General features: G+C 68.8%; 21 protein-coding genes. 3 read left to right on the plus strand and 18 right to left on the minus strand.

Going from position 1 to position 19,680, the window contains the following annotated elements; genetic code table 11:
* Positions 1 to 249: 249 nt before the first annotated feature.
* From LVJ59_RS14980 to infC, 7 genes are all read right to left on the minus strand, one after another.
* The gene (locus tag LVJ59_RS14980) at positions 250 to 1,215 is read right to left on the minus strand and encodes a TAXI family TRAP transporter solute-binding subunit (protein ID WP_232763638.1); all 966 of its coding nucleotides are present in this window, start codon (positions 1,213 to 1,215) and stop codon (positions 250 to 252) included.
* Positions 1,212 to 2,588 carry a HAMP domain-containing sensor histidine kinase gene (locus LVJ59_RS14985; protein WP_232763639.1) on the minus strand — a complete coding sequence of 459 codons (1,377 nt, stop codon included), beginning with the start codon at positions 2,586 to 2,588 and terminating at the stop codon, positions 1,212 to 1,214. The genes LVJ59_RS14980 and LVJ59_RS14985 overlap by 4 nt, the downstream gene beginning before the upstream one ends.
* 3 nt (positions 2,589 to 2,591) lie before the next feature.
* A complete protein-coding gene (locus LVJ59_RS14990; protein WP_232763640.1) occupies positions 2,592 to 3,263 on the minus strand; it encodes a response regulator transcription factor in 672 nt (223 codons plus the stop codon).
* 34 nt (positions 3,264 to 3,297) lie between these two features.
* Complete coding sequence (locus LVJ59_RS14995; protein WP_232763641.1) at positions 3,298 to 4,110, minus strand: RNA methyltransferase; 813 nt, start codon at positions 4,108 to 4,110, stop codon at positions 3,298 to 3,300.
* 117 nt (positions 4,111 to 4,227) lie between these two features.
* On the minus strand, positions 4,228 to 4,614 hold the full coding sequence (rplT, locus tag LVJ59_RS15000) for a 50S ribosomal protein L20 (RefSeq protein ID WP_047524330.1): 387 nt from the start codon (positions 4,612 to 4,614) through the stop codon (positions 4,228 to 4,230).
* 33 nt (positions 4,615 to 4,647) lie between these two features.
* Positions 4,648 to 4,842 carry a 50S ribosomal protein L35 gene (rpmI, locus tag LVJ59_RS15005; protein WP_017828564.1) on the minus strand — a complete coding sequence of 65 codons (195 nt, stop codon included), beginning with the start codon at positions 4,840 to 4,842 and terminating at the stop codon, positions 4,648 to 4,650.
* Between the two features lie 73 nt (positions 4,843 to 4,915).
* Positions 4,916 to 5,560: a translation initiation factor IF-3 gene (gene infC, locus LVJ59_RS15010; RefSeq protein WP_081997100.1), complete on the minus strand. Its 645-nt coding sequence runs from the start codon at positions 5,558 to 5,560 to the stop codon at positions 4,916 to 4,918.
* Between the two features lie 232 nt (positions 5,561 to 5,792).
* Between infC and LVJ59_RS15015 the strand changes: the two genes are divergently transcribed.
* The gene (locus LVJ59_RS15015; RefSeq protein WP_047524328.1) at positions 5,793 to 6,191 is read left to right on the plus strand and encodes a DUF1844 domain-containing protein; all 399 of its coding nucleotides are present in this window, start codon (positions 5,793 to 5,795) and stop codon (positions 6,189 to 6,191) included.
* A 28-nt stretch (positions 6,192 to 6,219) separates the two neighbouring features.
* Here LVJ59_RS15015 and LVJ59_RS15020 read toward each other — a convergent pair whose 3' ends face one another.
* The 6 genes from LVJ59_RS15020 to LVJ59_RS15045 all read right to left on the minus strand — a co-directional run bounded on the left by LVJ59_RS15020 (position 6,220) and on the right by LVJ59_RS15045 (position 10,604).
* Positions 6,220 to 7,017: an SseB family protein gene (locus LVJ59_RS15020; protein ID WP_232763642.1), complete on the minus strand. Its 798-nt coding sequence runs from the start codon at positions 7,015 to 7,017 to the stop codon at positions 6,220 to 6,222.
* Complete coding sequence (gene priA, locus LVJ59_RS15025; RefSeq protein ID WP_232763643.1) at positions 7,001 to 7,747, minus strand: bifunctional 1-(5-phosphoribosyl)-5-((5-phosphoribosylamino)methylideneamino)imidazole-4-carboxamide isomerase/phosphoribosylanthranilate isomerase PriA; 747 nt, start codon at positions 7,745 to 7,747, stop codon at positions 7,001 to 7,003. The genes LVJ59_RS15020 and priA overlap by 17 nt, the downstream gene beginning before the upstream one ends.
* Positions 7,748 to 7,850: 103 nt before the next feature.
* Positions 7,851 to 8,486: an imidazole glycerol phosphate synthase subunit HisH gene (gene hisH / locus LVJ59_RS15030; protein ID WP_047524325.1), complete on the minus strand. Its 636-nt coding sequence runs from the start codon at positions 8,484 to 8,486 to the stop codon at positions 7,851 to 7,853.
* Positions 8,483 to 9,100 (minus strand): imidazoleglycerol-phosphate dehydratase HisB, encoded by a 618-nt coding sequence (gene hisB, locus LVJ59_RS15035; protein WP_232763644.1) that lies wholly within the window; start codon positions 9,098 to 9,100, stop codon positions 8,483 to 8,485. The genes hisH and hisB overlap by 4 nt, the downstream gene beginning before the upstream one ends.
* Positions 9,097 to 10,191 carry a histidinol-phosphate transaminase gene (locus LVJ59_RS15040; RefSeq protein WP_197055679.1) on the minus strand — a complete coding sequence of 365 codons (1,095 nt, stop codon included), beginning with the start codon at positions 10,189 to 10,191 and terminating at the stop codon, positions 9,097 to 9,099. The genes hisB and LVJ59_RS15040 overlap by 4 nt, the downstream gene beginning before the upstream one ends.
* Before the next feature lie 44 nt (positions 10,192 to 10,235).
* The gene (locus LVJ59_RS15045) at positions 10,236 to 10,604 is read right to left on the minus strand and encodes a LysM peptidoglycan-binding domain-containing protein (protein ID WP_134351672.1); all 369 of its coding nucleotides are present in this window, start codon (positions 10,602 to 10,604) and stop codon (positions 10,236 to 10,238) included.
* A 287-nt stretch (positions 10,605 to 10,891) separates the two neighbouring features.
* Between LVJ59_RS15045 and lexA the strand changes: the two genes are divergently transcribed.
* Positions 10,892 to 11,578 (plus strand): transcriptional repressor LexA, encoded by a 687-nt coding sequence (gene lexA, locus LVJ59_RS15050; RefSeq protein WP_047524321.1) that lies wholly within the window; start codon positions 10,892 to 10,894, stop codon positions 11,576 to 11,578.
* Positions 11,579 to 11,741: 163 nt separating this feature from the next.
* Here lexA and metE read toward each other — a convergent pair whose 3' ends face one another.
* Both metE and LVJ59_RS15060 read right to left on the minus strand, forming a co-directional pair.
* Positions 11,742 to 14,051, minus strand: coding sequence for a 5-methyltetrahydropteroyltriglutamate--homocysteine S-methyltransferase (gene metE, locus LVJ59_RS15055; RefSeq protein WP_232763645.1), 2,310 nt, complete (start codon positions 14,049 to 14,051; stop codon positions 11,742 to 11,744).
* Between the two features lie 21 nt (positions 14,052 to 14,072).
* Positions 14,073 to 15,020 (minus strand): methylenetetrahydrofolate reductase, encoded by a 948-nt coding sequence (locus tag LVJ59_RS15060; RefSeq protein ID WP_232763646.1) that lies wholly within the window; start codon positions 15,018 to 15,020, stop codon positions 14,073 to 14,075.
* Between the two features lie 190 nt (positions 15,021 to 15,210).
* On the opposite strand from LVJ59_RS15060, the gene LVJ59_RS15065 reads away from it, so the two are divergent.
* Positions 15,211 to 17,076, plus strand: a complete 1,866-nt coding sequence (locus tag LVJ59_RS15065) for a prolyl oligopeptidase family serine peptidase (RefSeq protein WP_232763647.1) — start codon at positions 15,211 to 15,213, stop codon at positions 17,074 to 17,076.
* 10 nt (positions 17,077 to 17,086) lie between these two features.
* Here the strand turns inward: LVJ59_RS15065 and smpB are convergent, their stop codons facing one another.
* The 3 genes from smpB to ftsE form a co-directional block, all read right to left on the minus strand.
* Positions 17,087 to 17,563 (minus strand): SsrA-binding protein SmpB, encoded by a 477-nt coding sequence (gene smpB / locus LVJ59_RS15070; protein ID WP_047524317.1) that lies wholly within the window; start codon positions 17,561 to 17,563, stop codon positions 17,087 to 17,089.
* Between the two features lie 63 nt (positions 17,564 to 17,626).
* Positions 17,627 to 18,541, minus strand: coding sequence for a permease-like cell division protein FtsX (gene ftsX / locus LVJ59_RS15075; RefSeq protein ID WP_047524316.1), 915 nt, complete (start codon positions 18,539 to 18,541; stop codon positions 17,627 to 17,629).
* Positions 18,538 to 19,644 carry a cell division ATP-binding protein FtsE gene (gene ftsE / locus LVJ59_RS15080; protein ID WP_232763648.1) on the minus strand — a complete coding sequence of 369 codons (1,107 nt, stop codon included), beginning with the start codon at positions 19,642 to 19,644 and terminating at the stop codon, positions 18,538 to 18,540. Before ftsE ends, ftsX begins: the two co-directional genes overlap by 4 nt.
* Positions 19,645 to 19,680: the final 36 nt, after the last annotated feature.

Genomic DNA, 19,680 nt, shown 5'->3' on the forward strand with positions numbered 1-19,680 from the left:
CCAAGCTAGCCACGTCGTACCCCGGGTTCCAGGGTCATCGGTGAGATTTACACGTTCGTAATCACCTGATCGCGGCACCAATGCAGCTCTGCATGGGTACCCCACGGCCCGCCCCCACGGGCCGCGGGATGGTCCTGCCGCCTCGCCCCCCAACGACAGCTGAGCAGCAGGATCCGATCGTGTGCGATCGACCTCACCTTGGCAGAGCGTCGAGCCCGGTGTCAGACTTCTTGAGGATTTCTTGAGCCGTCAGCCGCGGAAGTCCCGGTAGTAGTCGATCGCGCCGGGATGCAGCGGGACCGGGGCGGTGAAGATCGCCGAGCGACGGTCCAGCAGCGCGGCTGTGGGCACCTCCGCCGCGAGACGCAGGCGTGCTTCGAACAGCCCTGCGAGCATGTCCCTCGCGACGGCGTCCGGGGTTGCGGACGCCGTGACGAGATAGTTCGGCACTGCCATGGTCGGCGCGGAGGCGACGAGCCCATAGGTCCCTGCCGGCACTTCCGCGGGCCGGTACGCGTGCGAGTATCGGTCGTTCACCTCGTTCACCCACTCCTGCTCGATCGCGAGCAACCGGACGGAGGAGGTGTCGGCGAGTTCCGCCACACCGGGGGTGGGCAATCCGCCGACCCAGAAGAAGCCATCGATCTCTCCCCGCCCCATCGCGTCGATGGACTCGCTGAGGTCGAGTTGCGGGTTCCGGATCGTGGCGATGTCGACGCCGGCCGCGTCCAGCACGCGTCCGGCGATCACCGTCACCCCGGAGTTCTCCGCCCCGAGGGAGATCGTCCGACCCGCCAGGTCGCCGATGTCATCGATCTCCGAGTCCCCGCGCACGACGATCTGCACGTACTCGTCGTACAGACGCGCGAGAGCGCGCACCGGGAGCGGGTCATCGAACGCGCCCGTTCCCGCCACGGCATCCGCGGCCGCGTCGCCCTGGGCGAACCCGATCACGGCCTCTCCGGAGCTCACGCGCAACAGGTTGTCGACGGATCCGGCCGTCTCGTCAGCCGACATCGCGATGTCCAGCGAGCCCGACAGCTCCTCGGCGAGATGACTGCCGTAGTCGTAATAGACGCCGGTGGACCCGCCGGCGGCGATCACGTACTCCCCGTCGGTCCATTCGTTCGCGCGCTGACTGCACGCGGCCAACGCTCCCACCAGGAGGAACGAGAGGAGGCCGGCGGTGAGTCGCCGCAGCACCGGCGCGGTCATGGCCTCGTCCTGTCGTGGAGCAGCAGCGAGACGAGGAGACCGCCGCTCTCGGCCGACGAGACCGTCAGTTCCCCGCCCACGGTCTCGAGCAGGTCGCTTGCGATCGCGAGCCCGAGACCGGAACCGGGCGTGTCCTGAGTGTCGGCGTTCCGCCAGAACCGGTCCGTCGCCGCGGCCGCCTGCTCCGGCGTCAGCCCGGGCCCGTGATCCCGGACCGTGACCCGGCAGACGTCACCCGAGCGCTCCGCACCGATCTCGATCCCTGAGCCTTCCGGCGAGTACTTCACGGCGTTGTCGATGACGGCATCCAACGCGCTCTCCACGATCGTCCGGTCGGTGACGCTCATGACGGACGACTCCCCTGACGTCTGCAACGAGATCCCCCGCTGTCCTGCCACGTCCCGCCAAGCGTCGAGACGACGGGCTGCCAGCGTCGCCAGGTCGACCGCGGAGATGGTCGAATCGGTGCGTCCGCCGCGGGCGAGGCCGAGCAGCGTCTCCAGGATCCGCGTCATCCGGCGTCCCTCCTCCCGCGTCTCCTCGACGTCGTCGTCCCACTCGCGTCCGAGTCCGGTCGCCAGGTGCTCGACGCGCAGGAGAAGAGCGTTGAGGGGGTTGCGCAGTTCGTGCGAGGCGTTGAGCGCGAACTCCTGCTGCCGGGTCATCACCCGCTCGATCTGGTCGGCCATCCCGTTGAACACCCTGGCCATGCGACGCAGCTCCGGTGGACCGGCATCCTCCGCGACACGCGCATCCATCTCGCCGCGCTCGATCGCCGCCATCGCCTCGTCGAGCCGCCCGACCGGCGAGAGGACCCACCGGGCGAGACGGAACACCAGCAGCACTCCGAGGGCGATCAGCACCAGCGCGATGGCGGAGATGAGCAGAAGCTGTTGCAGGATCGCCGCGCGCGGCGCGTCGGCGTCACCGGCGACCAGCACTGCCCCGATCACATCCCCGTCGTCGAACACCGGCTCGGCGAGGGCGGCATCGGCGACCGTCCACGGGTACACCGCCGCGGGCTGCTCCGCGCGCCGGCCGGACAGCGCCAGTCTGACTCGTTCCGCGTCGTCCTCCGCGAGCACCCCTGGGCTGTCGTCGCCCGCCGCCCAGATACTCCCACCCAGGTCGAACACCGTGACCTCGATCCCGTAGACCTCCCGGAACCTCGCCGCCTCCGCCTCGATCACCGCGGCACTGCCGGAGCGGAGGGCCTGCCGGGCGCTCGTGACGAAGTAGCCGAGATCACCGAGCTGCTGCGTGTAGAAGGCCTGCTGGACGCTGCGCGCAGCGCTCCAGCCCGCGGCGCCTCCCAGCGCGACCAGGATCGCCACGAGGGGCACGAGGAAGACGATGACCAGACGCCGGCGCATGGCTCAGGAGCCCGCCAGCCGGTAGCCGACTCCGCGGACGGTCTCGATGAGACCCCGGGCCCCGCTCTTCTTCCGGATCGCCCCGACGTGCACTTCGAGCGAGTGGCCGAAGCCCCGCCAGTCCGTGTTCCATACTTCGCGGATCAGACGCTCCTTCGGCACGGCGACGCCCGGATAGCGCGCGAGCACGGCGATGATGTCGAACTCCTTGCGTGTCAGGTCGATCGGCACCCCGTCGACCGACAGTTGACGTGCCACGAGATCGATCTGCAGCTCACCGCCGTGCAGCAGGACCCGCGCGTCGGACTCCGGGCGTATCGGACGCGATCGTCGGGTCACGGCCTCGATCCGGGCGAGGAGCTCATGCACGTCATACGGCTTCACCACGAAGTCGTCCGCGCCCGCACGCAGTCCCTTGATGCGCTCGGCGACCTGATTGCGCGCCGTCACGATCACGATCGGCACCTCCGACCGCCCGCGGATGCGGCGACACAGATCGATGCCGTCGACGTCGGGAAGACCCAGATCGAGGAGGACGACCTCGGTGTCCGCACCGAGGAGTTCCAGCGCTGCCGTGCCGTCCGCGGCACGAACCGTGGCGTAGCCGGAGCGGGCGAGGAACGCTTCGAGCGCGCCGGCGACCCGGTCGTCGTCTTCGACGATCAGAATCCTCATCGACTCGGCTTCCCGCTTCCTTCGTGTGCTTCGCTCAGCCGGCGGAGTCCGCCCGCTGAGCGAAGGCGCTCTCGTAGAGGCACACGCTGGCGGCGGTCGCCAGGTTGAGAGACTCGGCGCGACCGAAGATCGGCAGCTTCAGCACCCGATCGGCGAGCGCGAGCGCATCGTCTTCGAGACCACGGGCCTCGTTGCCGAAGAGCCAGCCGGTCGGCTCGGCGAGAGTGCCCTCCGCTCGGGCTACGAGCAGGTCGTCACCCTTCACGTCTGCCGCAAGGATGCGGAGGCCTGCCGCGTGGGCACGGGCGACCACGTCGGCGAGATCACCCCCGACCGACACGGGGAGGTGGAACAGCGAACCGGTCGTGGCACGGACGACCTTCGGGTTGTACGGGTCGACGGTTCGCCCCGTCAGCACGACCGCATCGGCACCCGCGGCGTCGGCGGCACGGATGATCGTGCCCAGATTCCCGGGATCGCGGACCTCTTCGCAGATCGCCACGAGTCGCGGAGAGGCCTCGAAGATGTCACGCACCGACGTCGGCGTCTGGTGGACGACCGCGACCAGCCCCTGCGGAGTCACCGTGTCGGCCATCGCGTTGAGCACGTACTCGGTCACATACTCGACGTCGATGTCGGCGTCGGCAGCCTTCCCCCGGATGTCCGGGTGCTTCTCCCAGCCGCTCGGTGTCGCGAACAGCTCGACGATCGCCTCCGGACGGTAGGTGAGCGCCTCACGAACGGACTGCGGCCCCTCGAGGAGGAACAGGCCGGTCTCGGTGCGCGCGCTGCGCTTGGTCAGCTTGGCGACGGCACGGACTCGGGGCGAACGCGGGTTCTCCAGCACGATCACAGTCTAGGGAACGCACAGCCGGTTCCCGCACCATCCACGCAAGGGCCGTACTCCCCCGAGAAACGCCACAGGGCGCCCTCCCGAAGGAGAGCGCCCTGTGTGAAGAGGTGCTTACGCAGCCGACTTCGGCGCGTTGACGTCGGAGGGCAGAGCCTTCTTCGCCGTCTCGACGAGCGTCGTGAACGTCGCCGCGTCGTTGATCGCGAGGTCGGCGAGCATACGACGGTCAACCGTGACACCCGCGAGGCCGAGGCCCTGGATGAAGCGGTTGTAGGTCATGCCGTTCTGGCGAGCCGCAGCGTTGATGCGCTGGATCCACAGACGACGGAAGTCGCCCTTGCGCTTGCGACGGTCCCGGTACGAGTAGACCAGGGAGTGGATGACCTGCTCCTTGGCCTTCCGGTAGAGGCGCGAACGCTGACCGCGGTAACCGGAGGCGCGCTCGAGGATGACCCGGCGCTTCTTGTGGGCGTTTACTGCCCGCTTGACTCTTGCCATTTTCCTGTGTTCCTATTCGTGCGTTCGGACGCGTCAGCGGCCGAGAAGCTTCTTCGCGACCTTGGTGTCAGCCTTCGACAGCACCTGGTCCTGGTTCAGACGACGGGTGCGACGGCTCGACTTGTGCTCGAGGTTGTGGCGCATCCCGGCCTGCTGCTTCTTCAGCTTTCCGCTACCGGTGATCTTGAAGCGCTTCTTAGCACCCGAGTGGGTCTTCTGCTTCGGCATCTTCTCTTCCTTCGTATGGCGCCTTCTCAGGCGACGGTGTCAACCCGCGGTGCGGGAGTTCTGGGGGCGGGAGCTACTCCGCCGGAGCGGCGGCCGGGGCGTCGGCCTTCGCGTCGCGAGCAGCCTGCTTCTTGTCGGCGCGCTGAGCATCGCGGACGGCGTTCTGCTCCTGCTTGGCCTCCGACTTGCTCTTGAGTGGCGCGACGACCATGACCATGTTGCGACCGTCGATGGTCGGATTCGACTCGACGGTGCCGAACTCGGCCACGTCCTCGGCGAACTTGCGCAGCAGACGCACACCCTGCTCGGGACGCGACTGCTCGCGACCGCGGAACAGGATCATGGCCTTGACCTTGTCGCCCGCCTTGAGGAAGCCCTCGGCGCGCTTGAGCTTGGTCGTGTAGTCGTGAGCCTCGATCTTCAGACGGAAGCGAACTTCCTTGAGGATCGTGTTCGCCTGGTTGCGGCGAGCTTCCTTTTCCTTCTGGGCGGCCTCGTACTTGAACTTGCCGTAGTCCATGATCTTGACGACGGGCGGCTTCGAGTTCGGGGCGACCTCGACGAGGTCGAGATCGGCTTCCTGCGCGAGGCGCAGCGCGGCCTCGATGCGGACGACGCCGATCTGCTCACCCGCGGGGCCGACGAGGCGGACCTCGGGGACGCGGATGCGCTCATTGGTACGGGGATCGCTGATGCGGAACTCCTTAGACGATGTGATTCGGCCACCGCGACGCTCTCTGCATCACGGGCGAAATCGGAATCGTCCCCGCCCACCGGCATTCAGACGCCGGCTCCGCACCCTGTCTACCGGGTCCGTCTTTGCGAACGGAGCCGGTGGAGTGCAAGACCCGGTAGCCTTGAACGGCAAGCGCGGGTGGGAAGTGAATCCTCTTTCGATCCGGAGCATGACGCTCCGGAGCCCGCCAAAGTCTAACAGAAAGCAAGGCGAAGTGACGAACCAGGCATCGGACGAGGCTGCACGCGAGCGCGAAGAGCGCTGGGCACGTCAGGAGGAGGCCGCGTCGTCGGCCACCCGAGACATCGCGGACGTCCCCGCTGTCGAGGTGATCACCACCGCGGCCGTGCACCTGATGAGCGCGGCTGCCGTCAAACTCGGCCTCGCCGACGACCCGGACGCGGCAGCCCAGCTCGACCTCGACGAGGCGCGCAAGCTCATCAACGCCCTCGCCGGACTCATCACCGCCGGCGCCCCCGAGATCAGCGACATGCACGCACGCTCGCTGCGCGATGGTCTCCGCTCGCTTCAGCTCGCCTTCCGCGAGGCCTCCTCCATCCCCGACCCGATCGGCAAGGGACCCGGCGAGAAGTGGACCGGTCCGGTCAACTGACAGCCGGAACGCAAGCGAGAAGCGACGCTCAGGCGCTGCGGCGGAGCTTCACGGTCAGTGAGTCGGCGAGCACGGCGATGCGGTCATCGGACGCCCAGCGCTGGGCGAGGCGGGCGAGAACAGCATCGAGCACCTCGCGCTCGAGCCCATCGACCAGTTCGAGGATCACGACCAGCTCCGGACCACGCAGGCGCGCGTCGGGGTCGCCGGCAGCGACGGCCACATCGATCACCGCCAGCTCGTGCGCGACGCTCTCCTGCAGCGCGGAGACCACCTCGGGCGAGAGGTAGCTCGGCACCCACGGGTGCCCCTGAGCGATCGCCCAGACGGCGGGGCGCCGGATGACGAACTCGGTCTCGGAGGTCGGGTCGAGCACGATCAGATCAGTATCTTCGGCGGAAGCCGCCAAGGCGGCACGGAGCGCCTCGACCGGGATCGGTCGCGCCGTGGCATCCCACGCCTGCATCGTCTCGACGGACGAGAACACCGGCTGCACGCGACGCCCGTCGGGAGCGGCGACCGTGACGATCGAGAGCTCCTGCGTCTTGTCGACCGGCAGGCCGTTGGGCGCGACGCCTTCCTCCCCCTTCTCGGCGATGAGCGGGATCAGCACGCGCGCGGAACGGAACGCGTCGACGACCTCGACCTGACTCCCCTCCCCCGCACGGAAGCGGAGCAGAGCGGCCAGCAGGGCGGGGTCCGCGGAACCGTCGTCCGCCGCGTGGGGGTTCGACTCGAAGCTGCGCCCCTCCCAGGGGACACCGGCGGAGTCGCCGTGGTTGTGCGACTCGGGCCCGCAGGAGTGCGCGTCAGTCTCCTGCGACATCCAGGGCCTCAGCCAGTGTGAAGGCGCCGGCGTAGAGTGCCTTGCCGACGATCGCACCCTCGACGCCCAGCGGCACGAGCGCACGGAGCGCGGCGATGTCATCGAGGTTCGAGATGCCTCCGGATGCGACGACCGGCTTCGGCGTGCGGGCGGTGACCTCGCGCAGCAGTTCGAGGTTCGGACCGCGAAGCGTGCCGTCCTTCGTCACGTCCGTGACCACGTAGCGGCTGCAGCCGGCGTCTTCGAGACGACCGAGGACCTCCCAGAGGTCTCCGCCCTCTTTGGTCCATCCGCGGGCGGCGAGCGTCGTGCCGCGCACGTCGAGGCCGACCGCGATCGCCTCGCCGTAGCGGCCGATCACGTCGGCGGCCCACTCGGGGTTCTCGAGCGCGGCGGTGCCCAGGTTGATCCTGGCGGCCCCGCTCTCGAGAGCCGCTTCCAGGGTCGCATCGTCACGGATGCCGCCGGACAGCTCGATGTCCACACCCTTGAACTGCTTGATGACCTTGCGCAGGATCGGCGCGTTGGTCCCCCGACCGAACGCCGCATCGAGGTCGACGAGGTGGATCCACTTGGCGCCCTGCGCCGCCCACTCACCCGCCGCGTCCAACGGGTCGCCGTAGCTGGTCTCGGTCCCGGCCTCCCCCTGGGTCAGCCGGACGGCCTTGCCACCGGCGACATCGACTGCGGGAAGGAGCGTGAGCGAGGGAGACTGCGCGAAGTCGTTCATGGATTCCTTGGTTCGGGAAGCTCTGCGGCCCGGAGCGGGCACGAGAACCGAGGGTAGTCCGCCCGAGGGCGGGTGACAAAACGGATGACGTCCACGGGAGGAGTCAGAGGCTGCCGATCCAATTGCGCAGCAGTTGGATGCCCGCTTCGCCCGACTTCTCCGGGTGGAACTGCGTGGCCGAGAGTGGGCCGTTCTCGACGGCAGCGAGGAACGGATCGCCGTACGTCGTCCAGGTGAGGACCGGCTGCGGGAAGGGCGGGATCACATCGAGCTCCCACGACTGTGCGGCGTAGGAATGCACGAAGTAGAACCGCTCCTTCTCGAGTCCGCGGAACAGGACGCTGTCCGCGCCGGGCTCGACCGTGTTCCACCCCATGTGCGGGAGCACGGGAGCGTTCAGTTCGGTGACCGCCCCCGGCCATTCGCCGAGCCCCGCGGTGTCGTGTCCGCGCTCGACACCGTGCTCGAACAGCACCTGCATGCCGACACAGATCCCGAGCACCGGTCGCCCACCGGCCAACCGCCGGTCGATGATCTCGTCGCCGCCGTGGGTACGCAGTGCCTCACGGACGGCCTGGAACGCACCGACGCCGGGGACGAGCAGTCCGTCGGCCTCGAGAGCCGTCTGACGGTCTCGGGTGAGCACCGCATCCGCGCCGGCCTCGGCCAGTGCCTTCACCGCGGAGTGGACGTTGCCGGAGTCGTAATCGAAGACGGCGACGCGGGGCGCGCTGCTCACAGCGCACCCTTGGTCGACGGGATGCCGTCGACCAGCGGGTCCAGAGCCTTCGCCTGGCGGAAGGCACGCGCGAAGGCCTTGTACTCGGCCTCGGCGATGTGGTGCGGATCGCGCCCGCCGAGGACGCGCACGTGCACCGTGAGTGCGGCGTTGAAGGTGATGGCCTCGAACGAGTGGCGCACAAGAGACCCGGTGAAGTGTCCACCGATCAGGTGGTGCTCGAACCCGGCCGGCTCGCCGGTGTGCACGAGGTACGGACGCCCGGAGATGTCGACGACCGCCTGCGCGAGGGCTTCATCGAGGGGCACGAGCGCATCGCCGTACCTCGAGATGCCCGACTTGTCGCCGAGCGCTTCGAGGATGGCTTGTCCGAGCACGATCGACACGTCTTCGACGGTGTGGTGCGCGTCGATGTCCGTGTCGCCCGAGGCCCGTACCGTCAGGTCGATGAGCGAGTGCTTCGCGAAGGCGGTGAGCATGTGGTCGAAGAACGGCACCGAAGTGTCGATACGGCTCGCACCGGTCCCGTCGAGGTTCAGTTCGAGCTCGACGGTGGACTCCGACGTGCTGCGCACACGGCTGGCGGTGCGCGGGGTCAGTGCGGGGCTGCTCATGATGCCGATCCTATCGAGGCCAAGGCGTCGAGGAATGCGGTGGTCTCGGACTCGGTTCCTGCGCTCACCCGCAGGTGCCCGGGGATGCCGACGTCACGCACCAGCACACCGCGGTCGTATAGCTGCTGCCAGGTCGCGCGCGGGTCGGCGACTCCTCCGAACAGGACGAAGTTCGACCACGTCTCGTGCGGCGTGTAGCCGAGGGCCTCCAGGGTCGCGGTGATCCTGTCGCGCTGCTCGACGATCTCCTCGACCATGCCGAGCATCACGTCGGCGTTGCGCAGCGCAGCAACGGCGGCGGCCTGTGTGAGCGCGCTGAGGTGATACGGCAGTCGGACCAGGCGGAGGGCGTCGATGAAAGCAGGATCGGCCGCGAGATAGCCCACCCGCGCGCCCGCGAACGCGAATGCCTTGCTCATGGTGCGGGAGATCGCGAGCCGAGGCCGCCCTTCGAGGAGCGTCAGCGCGGAGAGGGCGTCGTGCGGAGCGAACTCCTGGTACGCCTCGTCGACGATGACGACGCCACGCGCAGCGTCGTAGACGGCTTCGACGACATCGAGACCGAGAGGCGTCCCGGTCGGATTGTTCGGCGAGCAGAGGATGACCACATCGGGGTCAGCAGCGCGTACCTGCGCGGCCGCATCCTCGGGCGTGATCGAGTAGTCGGGCTCCCGGGTGCCGGCAATCCACCGTGCCCCCGTTCCCTGCGCGATGAGCGGATACATCGAGTACGTGGGCGCGAACCCGAAAGCGGTGCGCCCGGGTCCTCCGAATGCCTGCAGGATGTGCTGCAGCACCTCGTTCGATCCGTTGCCCGCCCAGATCTGGTCGGCGGTGAGCCCATGACCGAGGTAATCCGCGAACGCCTCGCGAAGCGTCGTGAACTCCCGGTCCGGATACCGGTTCACATCGCGGATCGCCACCGCGATGTCGTCGAGGATGTCACTCGCGACCGCCTCCGGGATCGGATGAGTGTTCTCGTTGACGTTGAGAGCGACCGGGAGAGGGGCCTGCGGGGCACCGTACGGCTTCAGCCCGCGAAGGTCGTCACGGAGCGGCAGATCGTGGAGGGAGAGCGTCACCCTTCCCATGCTAGGCCGCCGGTCGGGCGGATGACGCACATCGCGGTGAGGGCTCAGTCCACGTACTGCGCCGGGATCGCGAGCTCCTGACCGATCTGGAGCTCGCCACCACGGAGCACGTTCATCCGGCTGATCTCTCCGATGACGACGCGCGGGTCGGCATTCGGCGCGACCGAGGTGGCAATCGACCACAGGGTGTCCCCGGGCAGGACCGTCAACGTCTCGACACTCGCGGCGGGAGCATCGACACCGGAGGCGATGGCGCTGCCACCGCTGAGTGCCGCGAAAGCGATTCCGATGGCCAGCGGCACCGAGGCGAGAGCCAGCAGCACACCGCGACCCCGTGCCGTCAGCCGCAGTCGCGTGTGGGGGCGTGCGGGTGCCGGGAGGATCGTTGCGGTGCTGACGCTGATGCTGCTCATGTCGTGCTCCTTAGCCTGTCTCGGGGCGATGGGCCCGGAGGAAGTTGGCGTAGCGTTCGCATTCCCGTCTCGGCCGGGAGCCGTGAATGCGAAGCTACGTTCCGAAGATATCTTCGAGTTCGAACATCTGTCAAGTGTTCTTCGAAACCGGAAACGCGATTCGCCCGACACGCTCGAACAGATCTTCCAGATCGGACTGTTTCTCGGATACGGTTTCGATGAGAACACCACACCACGGGCCTCCGACATTCGAAGAGCGACGTCGGATCACGCACTTAAGGAGCACCATGAGCGAGTACTCAGCCCCCGAGTCGGAGGCACCGCGGACCCGCCGTCGCAAGAGCCTGAGCCCGAAGCAGATGGCGATCCTCGAGGTCATCCAGAATTCGATCGCCCACCACGGGTACCCGCCGAGCATGCGGGAGATCGGTGACGCCGTCGGCCTCAAGTCACTCTCGAGCGTGACGCACCAGCTCGGACAGCTCGAGCTCAGCGGCTACCTGCGCCGCGACCCCGGGAAGACGCGCGCGATGGAGGTCCTGATCGATCTGCCCGGTGCGAGCGGCGAGAACCCTGCCGATGTCGCGACCCCCGTCGGCGATGCCGCGCTCGTACCCCTGGTCGGGCGCATCGCCGCGGGTGTGCCGATCACGGCGGACCAGCAGGTGGAGGAGATCTTCCCCCTGCCACGCCAGCTGGTCGGCAAGGGCGACCTGTTCATGCTCAAGGTCTCCGGTGAGTCGATGATCGACGCCGCGATCTGCGATGGCGACTGGGTGGTCGTCCGCTCCCAGAACAATGCGGAGAACGGGGAGATCGTGGCCGCGATGCTCGACGGGGAGGCCACCGTCAAGGTCCTGCGCCGTCGCGACGGGCACACCTGGCTGCTGCCCCGCAACTCGTCTTTCGAACCGATCCTCGGTGATGAGGCCGTCGTGCTCGGCAAGGTCGTGGCCGTGCTCCGAGCGGTCTGACGTGCTCCTCTGACCGTCGAGGCCCCCGCTGACCGTCGAGGCCCCCGCCCAGATACGTTTCTGAGAGGGGGCCTCGACGCTGGGCGGGGGTGTCGACCCGCTGCGGGGGTGTCGACCCGCTGCGGGGGTGTCGACCCTGCGCGAGGGTGTCGTCGCGGGGTGGCTACGCCCGGACGCTCACGTCCTCACGCACCCGGCGCGTCGCCTCGACGATGTTGCGCAGCGAGGCGGTCGTCTCGTCGTAGCCGCGGGTCTTCAGGCCGCAGTCCGGGTTCACCCAGAGCTGACGTGTCGGGATCTCCTCCACCGCGCGACGCAGCAGCGACTCGACCTCCTCGACCGTGGGCACGCGCGGCGAATGGATGTCGTAGACGCCCGGACCGATGCCGTGGTCGAACCCGACCTCGGCGATGTCGGCGACGACCTCCATGCGACTGCGCGCCGCCTCGATCGAGGTCACGTCGGCATCGAGCGCCCGGATCGCATCGATCACGACACCGAACTCGGAGTAACAGAGGTGCGTGTGCACCTGGGTACCCGCAGCGGCACCACCGGTCGCGAGTCGGAACGAGTCGACGGACCAGCGGAGGTACGCGGGCTGGTCCGCCTTCTTCAGCGGCAGGAGTTCACGCAGCGCGGGCTCGTCGACCTGGATGATCGCGATGCCGGCAGCCTCCAGGTCCGCGATCTCATCGCGCAGCGCCAGCGCGACCTGGTTCGCGGTCTCACCGAGCGGCTGGTCGTCGCGTACGAACGACCAGGCGAGGATCGTCACGGGACCCGTGAGCATGCCCTTCAGGTGCTTGCTCGTCAACGACTGCGCGTAGGCGGACCATCCCACGGTGATCGGAGCCGGTCGCGAGACGTCGCCCCAGAGGATCGACGGACGTGTGGCCCGGGATCCGTACGACTGGACCCAGCCGTGCTCGGTCACGGCGAAGCCATCGAGGTTCTCGGCGAAGTACTGCACCATGTCGTTGCGCTCGGGCTCACCGTGGACCAGCACATCGAGCCCGAGGTCCTCCTGCAGAGAGACGACGCTGGCCACTTCGCGACGCAGGAAGTCGTCGTAGTCCTCGGCGGGGATCTCGCCACGCGTGAACCGGGCGCGCGCACGCCGGATGTCGCCGGTCTGCGGGAAGGAGCCGATCGTCGTCAACGGCAGCACGGGCAGGCCGAGCGCCTCCTGCGCGGTCTCACGCTCCTCGTACCCGACGCGGGAGAAGTCGGCCGTGCTGAGCGCGCGATCGCGGACGGCACCGTCACGAACGCCCGGTGCGGCGAGACGATCAGCCAGGGCCGCGGACGACGCGTCGAGCTCGGCGGCGATCGACGCGCGGCCGACGCTGAGTCCCCGTGCGAGCACACCGACCTGCTCGACCTTCTGGTCGGCGAACGCCAACCACGAGACCAGACGCTCGTCGAGCCGGGACTCGTCGGTCACATCGTGGGGCACATGCAGCAGCGACGTCGACGTCGACGCGGACACGGCCGCGCCGAGCGCACGGAGAGCCTCGAGCCGGTCGAACGCGTGCGCGAGGTCGCCGCGCCAGATGTTGTGCCCGTCGACCACCCCGCCGACGAGGGTCTTGCCCTCGAGCCCTGCAGCCGGGGCGGGCACGCCGCCGCGCACGAGGTCCACAGCGATCGCCTCGATCGGCGCGGCCGCGAGCACCGGGAAGACCTCACCGAGGTCGGCGTACGGGGCGGCGACGAGGATCGCGGGGCGTTGCGTTGCACGTCCGAGCACGTCCAGCGCTCGGGCGGCAGCATCCGCCAGCTGCGCAACGGATGCAGGGAGCGACTCGCTCACGAGCGCTGGCTCGTCGAGCTGCACCCACTCGGCTCCCTCGGCGCGAAGTCGCGCGAGCAACTCCACGTAGACCGGGAGGAGGTCATCGAGGCGCGACAGCGGGTCGAAGCCCTGCGGGGCGTCATCCGAGGCCTTCGCCAGCGCGAGGAGGGTGACGGGGCCCACGATGACCGGTCGCGTGACCAGTCCCGCCGCGGCAGCTTCGGAGACCTGCCGGACGAGGCGGTCACTGGAAAGCGAGAACACGGTCTCCGGGCCGATCTCCGGCACCAGGTAGTGATAGTTGGAGTCGAACCACTTGGTCATCTCGAGCGGCGCACGATCGCCCTCCCCGCGGGCGATCGTGAAGTAGGCGGGGAGTCCCACCGTGCCGTCGGCACCGCGGAGGTCCTCGAAGCGGGTCGGGATGGCCCCGACGGTCACGGCGGCATCGAGCACCTGGTCGTAGTACGAGAAGGACTCGGGGATCGCGGAGTCCTTGCGTCCAAGCCCCAACTCGGCGAGGCGCTCACGCGTCGATGCGCGCAGCTCACGGGTGGTCCGCTCGAGCTCCTCCTCGTCGATGCGGCCCGCCCAGAACGCCTCGACGGCCTTCTTGAGCTCACGGCGACGGCCGATCCGGGGATAGCCGAGGATGGTGCCCTCGGGGAATGCGGTCATGATCTTTCCTTTCGGCGGGGTCTAGTGACGCAGGGCCGGGAGAATCCCGGCTTCTGCGAGGACGGTCAGGACGGTCTCGTGTTGGTTGAAGGCGTAGAGGTGCACGCCCGGCGCTCCCCCGGCGACGACCTCGCGAGCGAGGCGTGCGGCCCACTCGATGCCGATCTCTCGACGACCCTCCGCGGTCGGCTCGACGTCGAGCGCGATGGCGAGCTCGCTCGGCAGGTCCTCCCCCGTGAGCTCGAGCACGCGTGTGAGCCGCGCCGGTGAGGTGATCGGCATGATGCCCGGCAGGATCGGGATCGTGACCCCGGCGCTGCGAGCCCGTTCGACGAACGCCAGGTAGTCGTCAGGGTGGAAGAAGAGCTGCGTGATCGCGAAGGTCGCCCCGGCGGCCTGCTTGGCGAGCAGCGCCTCCACATCCTGCGTGCGGTGCGTGGCCCGCGGATGCCCTTTCGGGAATGCGGCGACCGCGATGTTCACCTTGCGGCGGGGATCGACCCTCGCGGCACCGGGGAGTCCGGGGACGGGTGCCTCCTCGTAGGGAGCCCGTTCGGCCTGCACGCGGTCGATCAGCTGCACGAGCTGGGCCGCACTCTCCAGATCGCCGAGGTCGCCCTCGGTCTGCCCTGTGGGCGGGTCTCCGCGCAGGGCGAGGAAGCTGAGGATGCCGGCATCGAGGAACTCGCGGATCAGCGTCGCGGCGCCCGCGTAGCTGTTGCCGACGCAGGTCAGGTGCGCGAGTGGCTCGACGTCGGTCTGCGTGCGGATGAACCGGAGCACGTCGAGGGAGCGGCCACCGGTCGATCCGCCCGCCCCGTAGGTGACCGAGAGGAAGTCGGGTCCCGCGGCGGCGAGGCGTCGAACGGTGTCGTGCAGCGCTTCCTCGCTCGACGCCGAACGCGGTGGGTAGAGCTCGAAGGAGAACGGCACGCGAGGAGTGCCTGAGGTCTCGGTCTCGGAAGACATCTTCTCTCCTGGGGACAAGTCGGGCCGGGGGCCGCGCACGACACAGAGGACGTCGTTCGCGGGCGGGTGCCGGGCTCGGCTGTCGCTCCACGCTCCGGGGCGAACCGGGGCGTTTCCAGAAACCTAGATCACCCTGTCGGGTCGCCGCACGTGTGTGACGCCGTATGTCATCGGCCCATAGGCTCGAAGCATGTCGTCCCCTTACGGTTCCTGGCCCTCGCCCTTCTCCGCCGCATCCGTGGCGGTCTCGTCCCCGCGCATCGACGGCGCCCGCTTCGTCGGCTCCGAGATCTGGTGGGGGGAATCCGTCCCGTCCGAGAAGGGGCGCGTGACGGTGCGGAGTTCGTCCGGGGACGAGATCCTTCCCGCCCCCTGGAGCGCACGTTCGCGGGTGCACGAGTACGGGGGCGGCGCATGGACAGCCGATCGCCAGGGCACGCTCTACTTCGTCGATGCGGATGATCAGCGGGTGCGTCGACTCGTCCCTGGCACCGAACCTGTCCCCCTCACCCCGCAGGGCGCGGCGCACGGAGGCCTGCGGGTGCAGGCCGGGCGTCTGCTGGCCGTGCGTGAGGACCTGTCGACGACCCCGCACACCCGATCGATCATCGAGATCCCGGTCGACGGTTCGGCGGCGGACGACGCGAGCGCGATCCGGGTGATCCGGGAGAGTGAGGGCTTCGTCGCCCATCCGGCGCTCTCCCCCGACGGTAAGCGAATCGCCTGGGTCGAGTGGGACACCGGCCGGATGCCGTGGGAAGAGGCACACGTTCAGATCGTCGCTCTCCCCGCAGGCGACGTGCACACCGTGCCCTCGCGAGCGGCTCTCCAACCGGAGTGGCTCGGCGACGCGGATCTGGTGTTCGCCGATGACTCCGCCGGCCGATGGGGGCTGCACCGCGTCGCTCTCGACGGCGACGTCCCGGGCGCCGAGCCGCAGCCGCTCGCACCGGCGGACGCCGACACGGGCTACGGACTCTGGGTGCTCGGCAACCGCTGGTACCAGCCGCTGAACGACGGGCGGATCGTGGCCGTGCGGACGAACGGCCGTGACCTGGTGGTCGTGATCGATGCGGATGGCGCCGCACGTCCGATCGATGTCCCCGGGGACGGGCATGTGAGCGTGGACGACGCCGAGGGCACCCGGGTTCTGCTCTCCGGGAACGGCTCACACGTCACACCGGGCCTGTGGGTCGTCGACGTCGACTCCGGAGAGACCGTCACGGTGCGCGGCGGGGAGCCCGTGGACGCCCGGTGGATGCCGCACGCGGTGCCGATCGAGGTCGATGGTGCGCATGGCGAGGTGCACGCCTTCGCGTATCCTCCTGCGAACCCGGATGCGAGCGCACCCGACGACGAGCTCCCGCCGTACATCGTGCTCGTGCACGGGGGGCCGACGGCGCACGTCTCCGGCGCCTCCTCGACGGCGATCGCCTACTACACGAGCCGGGGCATCGGCGTGCTCGACGTGAACTACGGCGGATCCACGGGCTACGGCCGGGCCTACCGCGAGCGTCTGAACGGGCGATGGGGCGTCGTCGACGTCGATGACGTGATCTCCGCCGCCCGAGGTCTCGCGGACGCGGGACTCGCCGACTCCGCCCGCATCGCCATCCGCGGAGGGTCGGCCGGAGGCTGGACGGTCCTGTCGGCGCTGGTCCGTGGCGGGGCGTTCGCCGCGGGGATCAGCCGCTACGGCGTGGCGGATCTGCGGCTGCTGGCCGCGGAGACCCATGACTTCGAAGCGACATACCTCGACGGACTCGTCGGCCCCCTCCCCGAATACGAAGACGTGTACATCGAGCGTTCGCCGCTGACCCACGCCGACCGCATCGACGTTCCGGTGCTGCTCCTCCAGGGCGGCGAGGACCGCGTGGTCCCGCCGTCGCAGTCGGAGTCGATCCGCGATGCCCTGGCGGCGCGCGGCGTCGATCACGAGTACGTGCTGTACCCGAGCGAGGGCCACGGTTTCCGCAGTGCGGAGACGATCGTCGACTCCCTCGAACGCGAACTCGCGTTCCTCGGCCGGGTGTTCGGGTTCGTACCGCGCCGCTGAGGGCGGGGCGCTACTCTCCCACGCGGTTGCGCAGGCGCATCGCGCGCTCGGCCTCGCGCGTGTCCTGACGCTCTCGCAGGGTCTGACGCTTGTCGTACTCGCGCTTGCCCTTCGCGAGGGCGATCTCGACCTTCGCGCGGCCGTCCGAGAAGTAGAGCTTCAGAGGGATCAGCGTGTATCCGCCCGCCGAAACCGCGTGCGCGATCTTCGCGATCTCCTCGCGATGCAGCAGCAGCTTGCGGACGCGCTTCGCCGAGTGATTGGTCCAGTGCCCCTGCGAGTACTCCGGGATGTGCACGGAATCGAGGAAGACCTCATTCCCCTTGACGAACGCGTAGCCATCGCTGAGGTTGGCGCGTCCCTGACGCAGCGACTTCACCTCGGTGCCGGTGAGCACCATCCCCGCCTCGTACGACTTCTCGATCGTGTAGTCGTGACGTGCGCGACGATTGGTCGCGACGACCTTCTCTCCGCGTTCCCTGGGCATGATGCTCTCCTGTTGCCGTGATGAGCTCGATCGATCTTTCCGGCCGAGCAGCCTTTCAGGCTATCAGGTACGGAGCCAGCGGCGGATCGCGAACCCGGCGGACAGAGCGGCCAGCACCACCCCGATGCCGATCAGCACGGGCACGACGAGCACCGCATCCTGCATCGTCACCCAGGTCGTGATGAAGGGGACCCGACCTCTCAGGTATCCCTCGACGCCGAAGTGCATACCGGCGACGACCGCAGCGCTGGCGAGCGCCGAGCCGAGGAACGCCGCGAAGACGCCCTCCAGGACGAAGGGTGTCTGGATGAATCGGTTCGAGGCACCGACCAGACGCATGATCCCGATCTCCTTCCGTCGGGCGTACGCCGACAGCCGGATGGTCGTGCCGATCAACAGCGTCGCAGCGATGAGCATCAGCACCGCGATGCCGACCGCGATGTAGGTGGCGACGGTCAGTGCTGAGAACAGCGGATCGAGGTACTGCAGCTGATCCGTGACCTGTTCGACCCCTGCCTGGCCGCTGAAGGCTTCGGCGAGCACCTGTGACTGGCCCGGATCCTTCATCGTGACGAAGAACACCTCGAACGCCTGGTCCGGCGTGAGAACGCTCGCCTGCTCCGCGCCGAGCTGGTCGACGAGCTTGGCGTAGGTCTCTTCCTTCGTGTCGAAGGTGATGGAGCTGATCAGCGGCGCCAGGGCCTCGCCCTCGAGCTGGGCGCGGACCGCGGCGACCTGCTCCTCGCTGGCCGCACCGTCGATGCAGGTCTCCGACTCGGAGACCTCCGAGCACATGTACACGGCGACCTGGGCGCGCTCGGCCCAGTACCCGCGCATGACACCGATCTGCCCCTGCATCAGGATCGCTGCGCCGACGAAGGTCAGCGACACGAAGGTCACGAGGACGACGGAGATCACCATCGAGATGTTCCGCCGGAGGCCGCCCAGGGCCTCGGCGAGGATGAGTCCGATTCTCATGAGGTCGGGCCCACTTCCTCGTCGTCTTCGTCGGAGAGGCCGAGGCGGTCGGCGACTCCGAGCTCTGCGACATCGACATTCGGGAGGGTGATCGGATGCGTGCGGGGCCGGTTGACGGCGGGCGGCTCGACCACGGCGGGCGGTTCGACGATTCGCGCGGCCTCGTCCGCCTCGGGCGTGAAGGCCTGCTCCGGAGGTTCGACGGTCTGCGGAGGCTCGACCGTCCGCGGGGACGGCTCGGCTTCGACATCCGGGCCTCGGTCCGCGGCCGCGGTCCGCTGCGCGGCGAGCTCCTCGGCGAGGGCAGCGCGCACCACCGAGAGGTCGGCCGTCTGGCGCTGCACCTCCTGCACCGCCGTGAGGGCGGCGGCCGCAGCGGCACCGCGCACCTCCTCCGGCACGAGGCGCGGGATGTTCGAGGTGTCGCCGTAGCCGCCGTGCACCTCGTCGCGCACCATCTCCCCGTCGCGCAACTCGATCACGCGACGCTGCATCTGGTCGACGAAGCCGGCCTCGTGCGTGGCCATCAGCACGGTGGTCCCTCCCGCGTTGATGCGGGCGAGGAGCTGCATGATGTCGACGGAGGTCGCGGGGTCGAGATTGCCGGTGGGCTCGTCGGCCAGGAGCACCTGGGGGCGGTTCACCAGAGCGCGGGCGATCGCGACGCGCTGCTGCTCCCCACCGGACAGCTCGTGCGGCATGCGCTTCTGCTTGCCGTCGAGTCCGACGAGAGCGAGTGCCTCCGGTACGGCCTGCTGGATGAAGCCTCGAGAGGATCCGGTGACCTGCAGCGTGAAAGCCACGTTCTGATACACGGTCTTCGAAGGGAGGAGGCGGAAGTCCTGGAACACCGAGCCGATGTGGCGCCGGAAGTACGGCACTTTGCGGTTGGCGAGCGAGCGGAGATCCCGGCCGAGGACCGCGACGCGGCCCGAGGTCGGCACGTCTTCACGCAGGATGAGGCGCAGACAGGAGGATTTCCCGGACCCCGAGGCACCGACGAGGAAGACGAACTCTCCGCGCTGCACTTCGAAGTCGACACCGGAGAGAGCGGGCTTCGTCGTCCCTCTGTAGCGCTTGGTGACGTTCTCGAACCGAATCATGGCGGTTCGAGCCTAAGCGCGCCCCTCCGGCTGGTC

It is taken from the genome of Microbacterium sp. KKR3/1 (assembly GCF_021272365.1).
In the GTDB taxonomy this organism is placed as follows: Bacteria; Actinomycetota; Actinomycetes; order Actinomycetales; family Microbacteriaceae; genus Microbacterium; species Microbacterium aurugineum.

What these genes read in the sequence shown, in the direction of transcription:
- lexA (WP_047524321.1), top strand. Translation starts at nt 10,892, where the DNA reads ATGAGCGAGTACTCAGCCCCCGAGTCGGAGGCACCGCGGACCCGCCGT.
- LVJ59_RS15040 (WP_197055679.1), bottom strand. Translation starts at nt 10,191, where the DNA reads ATGGGAAGGGTGACGCTCTCCCTCCACGATCTGCCGCTCCGTGACGAC.
- ftsX (WP_047524316.1), bottom strand. Translation starts at nt 18,541, where the DNA reads ATGAGAATCGGACTCATCCTCGCCGAGGCCCTGGGCGGCCTCCGGCGG.
- LVJ59_RS14980 (WP_232763638.1), bottom strand. Translation starts at nt 1,215, where the DNA reads ATGACCGCGCCGGTGCTGCGGCGACTCACCGCCGGCCTCCTCTCGTTC.
- hisB (WP_232763644.1), bottom strand. Translation starts at nt 9,100, where the DNA reads ATGAGCAGCCCCGCACTGACCCCGCGCACCGCCAGCCGTGTGCGCAGC.
- ftsE (WP_232763648.1), bottom strand. Translation starts at nt 19,644, where the DNA reads ATGATTCGGTTCGAGAACGTCACCAAGCGCTACAGAGGGACGACGAAG.
- smpB (WP_047524317.1), bottom strand. Translation starts at nt 17,563, where the DNA reads ATGCCCAGGGAACGCGGAGAGAAGGTCGTCGCGACCAATCGTCGCGCA.
- LVJ59_RS15060 (WP_232763646.1), bottom strand. Translation starts at nt 15,020, where the DNA reads ATGTCTTCCGAGACCGAGACCTCAGGCACTCCTCGCGTGCCGTTCTCC.
- LVJ59_RS14990 (WP_232763640.1), bottom strand. Translation starts at nt 3,263, where the DNA reads ATGAGGATTCTGATCGTCGAAGACGACGACCGGGTCGCCGGCGCGCTC.
- metE (WP_232763645.1), bottom strand. Translation starts at nt 14,051, where the DNA reads ATGACCGCATTCCCCGAGGGCACCATCCTCGGCTATCCCCGGATCGGC.
- LVJ59_RS14985 (WP_232763639.1), bottom strand. Translation starts at nt 2,588, where the DNA reads ATGCGCCGGCGTCTGGTCATCGTCTTCCTCGTGCCCCTCGTGGCGATC.
- rpmI (WP_017828564.1), bottom strand. Translation starts at nt 4,842, where the DNA reads ATGCCGAAGCAGAAGACCCACTCGGGTGCTAAGAAGCGCTTCAAGATC.
- LVJ59_RS15020 (WP_232763642.1), bottom strand. Translation starts at nt 7,017, where the DNA reads ATGTCGCAGGAGACTGACGCGCACTCCTGCGGGCCCGAGTCGCACAAC.
- rplT (WP_047524330.1), bottom strand. Translation starts at nt 4,614, where the DNA reads ATGGCAAGAGTCAAGCGGGCAGTAAACGCCCACAAGAAGCGCCGGGTC.
- priA (WP_232763643.1), bottom strand. Translation starts at nt 7,747, where the DNA reads ATGAACGACTTCGCGCAGTCTCCCTCGCTCACGCTCCTTCCCGCAGTC.
- LVJ59_RS15045 (WP_134351672.1), bottom strand. Translation starts at nt 10,604, where the DNA reads ATGAGCAGCATCAGCGTCAGCACCGCAACGATCCTCCCGGCACCCGCA.
- LVJ59_RS15065 (WP_232763647.1), top strand. Translation starts at nt 15,211, where the DNA reads ATGTCGTCCCCTTACGGTTCCTGGCCCTCGCCCTTCTCCGCCGCATCC.